Here is a 5,007-nt window from a genome sequence, read left to right on the forward strand (position 1 = left end):
CTATTCGTCGGCAGCGTCAGTTGTGTATAAGAGACAGATTGAAAGCTGAGGGCTATATAGTGGAAAGTAATCGTTGTGGGTGGGCGCAGCACCATCCATTAGAAAAAAGTTACCATGATATTGAATGGGGAATGCCCATCATAGATGATATTCTGTTGTTTGAATATATCACTCTGGAAGGTGCTCAAGCCGGATTAAGTTGGTTAACGGTATTGAAAAAGCGAGAGGGCTATAAGACGGCTTTTTTAAGCTATGACCTGGCTCGTTTAGCTGAGCTTAACGAGAGGCATGTCGATGCGATTATTGCACAATATGACGTGATTAAACATCGCGGGAAGATAGCCTCTGTGTTCACTAATGCTGCAGCAGCAATAGCCCTGCAAAAAGAATATGGCTCGCTGTCAAAAGCGCTTTGGCAATTCACCGACGGTTCACCCATTAATAATCAATGGGCTTCTATGGCTGAGGTACCGACATCGACTGAAGCATCCAAAGCCATGAGTAAATTTTTGAAGAAAAAAGGCTTTAAATTTGTGGGAGAAACAATCTGTTATGCCTTTATGCAGGCAACAGGGATGGTGAATGATCATGCTGTAAATTGTGACTGCTATCAGAAAGTGATAGCAAAACAGAAGCTAGTCTTTAGCTCGGCTCCTCGCTATCATACGAGCAATTGATGTAATTGAGAGTCCTCATGTCAGAGCAGCCAGTAAAGATAATTCAAAAAGCCACTTGGGTGGGTTCGATTGCTAACGTCGCGTTAGCCATTATTAAAATAACGGTGGGTAAAATTACCGGTAGCCAAGCACTTATCGCAGATGGTGTTCATAGTTTTTCGGATCTTGTCACTGATACCGCTATTTTGATTGGTTCTCGCTATTGGACAGCTCCAGCAGATAAAGAGCATCCTTATGGTCATGGCCGATTTGAAACCTTAACCAATATTTTTATCGGAGTGATCCTTGTTTTAGTGGGTCTAGGTATTGGCTGGGACTCCATCAGCAGTATTGGTCATGAACCGACAACGACACCTGGCATGCTTGCATTCGGAGCTGCTGTCGCTTCTATATTGGTTAAAGAGGTACTTTACCGATGGACGATTATTCAAGCGAAAAAAATTAATAGCCGCGCATTACATGCGAATGCATGGCATCATCGCTCAGATGCACTCAGTTCGTTGCCCGTAGCCATTGCCGTTATTGCAAATTATGTTTTACCTGATTTGTATTATCTTGATCAAATTGCAGCCTTACTTGTCACAGCGATGATACTAAAAGCGGCATTTGAGATTTTATGGCCTGCTATCTGGGAGTTAACAGAAGCGGAAGCCGATAGCGAGCTTGAACAGAAAATCCAAAGTTATGCTGCTGATGATAAAGACATTGGTGAAGTACATGCGATTCGCAGTCGCCGTACGGGAAGTAATATTTTACTGGACTTCCACTTATTGGTTGATCCAAACATGTCGGTAGATAGGGCGCATACCATTGCCGAAAATTTCAAAAATCATATATTAGAAGAAATCGATGAAGTGGTGGACGTTATTATTCACATTGAGCCCTATAACTGCGCTGAACGTGTCCACAATCCTTGCTGTGGCGATGGTGAATGCAAGTGATTATGCAAGATTGCTTAGTAAGCTGAGATAGAAGCGTACTGAGAGCATAAAACACTTAAAGTGCTTAAAAAGAACGTCAACTTAGGTTGGCGTTTTTTGTTTGTCTCATCGATAAGATAGTGCGTTTATTTGTTGTTTAGCTAAGATTTATTAGAGGTGTCCGATTGCAAACTAAAATTTGGTCGGAGAAGGAGAGGGCAACAGGGAGCCTAGCTATGCCACTAATAAGAATTAAGTCTTTACCTTTTACGCAACAAGAGGTACCGATACCACAGGTATTGAATAGCCTTTCAAGCGCTATTTCAGCGGAGACTGAGATTGAATCTCACCATATCATGCTGACATGGGAATACATTCCTGCTGGACATTATGTGCATTCTGGTAAAGCAGTGCATCATCAACCTATTAACACCCACCCAATATTAGTTGATTTGATTGCACCGAATTTTAATACAGAGCAGCAAATTGCTTCAATGTTAGAGCTTATTGCTAATACATTGGCAGAGCAGGTTCCCATTGCTAAAAATAATATCTTTATTAATTTCACCCCTGCTTATAGTGATGGTGTTTACGACTGTGGTCAGGTCGTAGAGTGGGATGAGTAACCATTGTTGGTAAGTCGTTGTAATTATAATAATGATAACGAAATAATTAATTCGATTTAGGGTTCTTGACCATAAGAAATACTTATTGCGATATAAAGAGCATTTAATGATGATTGTTATTTCTTTTTCGTAATAATCACGCAGTATTCTTGGTTTGTCATTAAACCATAATTGTAGTTTATGCTCTCTTTTTTAACATCCTTGTCTCCAATGATTCCATTATCTATCGCGATTGTGTGCGAAGTGATTGCAACGAGCTTCTTACCTAAAACAGAGCAGTTTACTAAGCCTGGCCTGACATTATTAGTATTAGCTGGCTACGGTATCGCTTTTTTTATGTTATCGCTTACTGTGCGTACCATGCCTGTTGGTGTTGCGTATGCGATTTGGTGTGGCGCGGGTATAGTACTAGTCGCGATGTTGAGTTGGGTGTTTTCGGGTCAGCATCTTGATAAATACGCAGTGCTAGGGATAGGTTTAATCATGGCTGGTACCATCATTATTAATGTGTTCTCTAAGTCAGTTACGCATTAGTCATTTGTATTTCGAGTTCCTTTATATTTGCGGTATTAAAAAGAAAGCCCACAGGTTAATGCTCATTAATCTGTGGGTTTTCTTTACTGATTTATCATGGCCCTATGAAGTCGATTTTGGCTGGATTTATCAGTTTTAATGTATTTTCATGCTGTTGCTGAGTTACTACGTGGCATATTTGTATTGTGACTCATATTTTTGTCTTTCTATGCAAGCACTTCGATTGGGTTAATGGCCCGTCATCTTGTAAGAGATCTCTTACAAAGTGGTGGGGTTATATCTGAATGTATTGCATGTTATTTCTCAATAAAAACATTAATCTCATATAAAACAATGGGTTGAATGTTTAATGTTAAAATAAGTTAATGGTAAAATAAAAAGTGTGATCAGGGAGTGTTGTTTCAAATCGCAGATCGAGTAATCTTTATCTCGTCGGAAGGAACTGACGGAACGGAACAGGAACAAGCCAAGGATTTGGTAGCCTCAGGAAGAGGGCGATAGATTAGGATGATTTATCGAACAAGGACTGTGAAGGGACAATTGGAAGGAACCGATATAGTAAATAGGATATTTACTAGTCAGGAAGACAAATGGAACACTTCAGGATGAAGTAGGGACACCTCCAGGACGGAGAAGAGAGTCGAAACAGGAAGAATCGACGGGTCAAGGATTGATCAGTAGGACATCTCTAGGATAGAGACATAAAGGACTTAGCTGAAGGATTCAGCATAATCATGGAATGATGCAGGGAGCACCATAGTAGCCGGATTGCTGCAAGTAAGACCTAAGGGCGCGACGAAAGTCGCGCCCGTTCTTTTTTAGGTGCTATTTACTTGTAGCTCACTTCACAATGCCCAATCAATGCTTAGCTTGCCAATACTTCTGGCTTACGTTTCGCACTCGCAATAAGCATGTAAATCGCCGTAGCCAGTAAAATCACGAAGAAGAAAGCGGTTAATCCATCTTCTGTTTTCATGAACTTGTCAGCCACGATTGGACCCAACGCAGAACCTAAGCTGTAGCTAAATAGCATGACTTGCGTTGCTGCTACAATGAAGGTGCTATCCAGTTCATCACACGCCAGCGTGATAGCTATAGGGTAAAGGGCAAAAGCCGACATACCCAGTAAAGCTAACATCATCATCATCATTGCAAAGCTGGTTTCAAAGTGAATGATGCCCATCGCAAAAACACCCACTAAACATGCTAGAGCCATCAGTAGTGATTTGCTCATGCGAATTGAAAGCCAGCTAATAATTGGCTGGATAAACATACCGCCTAGAATGATGGCTGCCATCAGTACACTGATTTGCTCGTTAGCTACGCCTTCTTGTTGCAAGGACAGTGGCATAAGGCCGTAAATCGATCCCATTAAAATACCAGACACTAGGCAGCCTATAAGTGCAGGCTTACGCAGTTGCATGATCTGCTGCAGCGATAAGCTTTGTGGGTGCTCTATGCTTGGTTGACCTTGTCTGCACAGTAATGGTGGCAGCATTGCCATGCACAATAGTGCAAAAATCATGATAAAAGGTTCGAAACCTTGAGTGCCAATAACAGAAATTCCAAACTGCCCCAACGTTGTACCGCCATATAACGACGTCATGTAAAAGCCTAGGCGTTTAGCGCGCTCTTTCTTGTCGCCAATCAGCAACCAAGACTCAACAACAACGAAAACACCAGCAACTGCAACGCCAGCAATAAAACGAGCCAGAAGCCACACTTGCTGTGATGGTACGAGCGGCATCATGATCACTGTTGCTGCTAACAAGCTTAAAAAAGCAATGAAAGAAACACGGTGCCCTAAACGAACAACGATTGGCTCAACAATAATGGAACCAAGGAGTAAGCCACAGTAATAACTACTTGCTAACCAACTCACTAGGTCCTGACTCATCTTAAATTCATTTGTAATTAACGGAATAAGACTCATCAAGTAGCCAGAAGCGATAGCAAAAATAGTTAAGCCCGCGACAGGCACAAAGGTGCTGCTACGACGAGCTAGAGTAGTAGTAGTTGTCACTACTGTGATCTCCAGAAAAAGTGTAAGTAATAAAACAGCTAAGGAAGGGCTGTTTGGTTCTATATGTGTATAGATATTTGCAAGGAGAGTTGTCGCGTACAACGGCAGAGAGGCTGTTGAGGTCGCTGGAATTTCGAGCAAATAATCTCAGATGGCGGGACTATATCTGAAAAAACTAAAACGTAAAATGAGAAAAAATAATCCGAATAAGCAGGAAAATTAATGGT

Annotated in this window: 5 protein-coding genes; 4 read left to right on the forward strand and 1 reads right to left on the reverse strand. The window is 41.5% G+C overall.

What is annotated here, in order from left to right:
- The first annotated feature begins 56 nt into the window (after nt 1–56).
- The 4 genes from ASV53_RS22495 to ASV53_RS22510 all read left to right on the forward strand — a co-directional run bounded on the left by ASV53_RS22495 (nt 57) and on the right by ASV53_RS22510 (nt 2,757).
- Entirely contained in the window at nt 57–677 is a 621-nt protein-coding gene (locus ASV53_RS22495; RefSeq protein WP_439126500.1) for a DNA-3-methyladenine glycosylase I, read from the forward strand.
- A 17-nt stretch (nt 678–694) separates the two neighbouring features.
- Entirely contained in the window at nt 695–1,618 is a 924-nt protein-coding gene (locus ASV53_RS22500) for a cation diffusion facilitator family transporter (protein ID WP_062691426.1), read from the forward strand.
- Nucleotides 1,619–1,833: 215 nt separating this feature from the next.
- Nucleotides 1,834–2,223, forward strand: a complete 390-nt coding sequence (locus ASV53_RS22505; protein ID WP_094958761.1) for a hypothetical protein — start codon at nt 1,834–1,836, stop codon at nt 2,221–2,223.
- A 180-nt stretch (nt 2,224–2,403) separates the two neighbouring features.
- Nucleotides 2,404–2,757 (forward strand): DMT family transporter, encoded by a 354-nt coding sequence (locus ASV53_RS22510; protein WP_094958762.1) that lies wholly within the window; start codon nt 2,404–2,406, stop codon nt 2,755–2,757.
- Nucleotides 2,758–3,622: 865 nt separating this feature from the next.
- Here the strand turns inward: ASV53_RS22510 and ASV53_RS22515 are convergent.
- Nucleotides 3,623–4,780, reverse strand: a complete 1,158-nt coding sequence (locus tag ASV53_RS22515) for an MFS transporter (protein ID WP_094958763.1) — start codon at nt 4,778–4,780, stop codon at nt 3,623–3,625.
- Nucleotides 4,781–5,007: the final 227 nt, after the last annotated feature.

The sequence above is a fragment of the Photobacterium sanguinicancri genome, assembly GCF_002265265.1.
Lineage (GTDB): Bacteria > Pseudomonadota > Gammaproteobacteria > Enterobacterales > Vibrionaceae > Photobacterium > Photobacterium sanguinicancri.

Coding starts and splice junctions, on each gene's coding strand:
- ASV53_RS22510 (WP_094958762.1), top strand. CDS start 2,404: ATGCTCTCTTTTTTAACATCCTTGTCTCCAATGATTCCATTATCTATC.
- ASV53_RS22505 (WP_094958761.1), top strand. CDS start 1,834: ATGCCACTAATAAGAATTAAGTCTTTACCTTTTACGCAACAAGAGGTA.
- ASV53_RS22500 (WP_062691426.1), top strand. CDS start 695: ATGTCAGAGCAGCCAGTAAAGATAATTCAAAAAGCCACTTGGGTGGGT.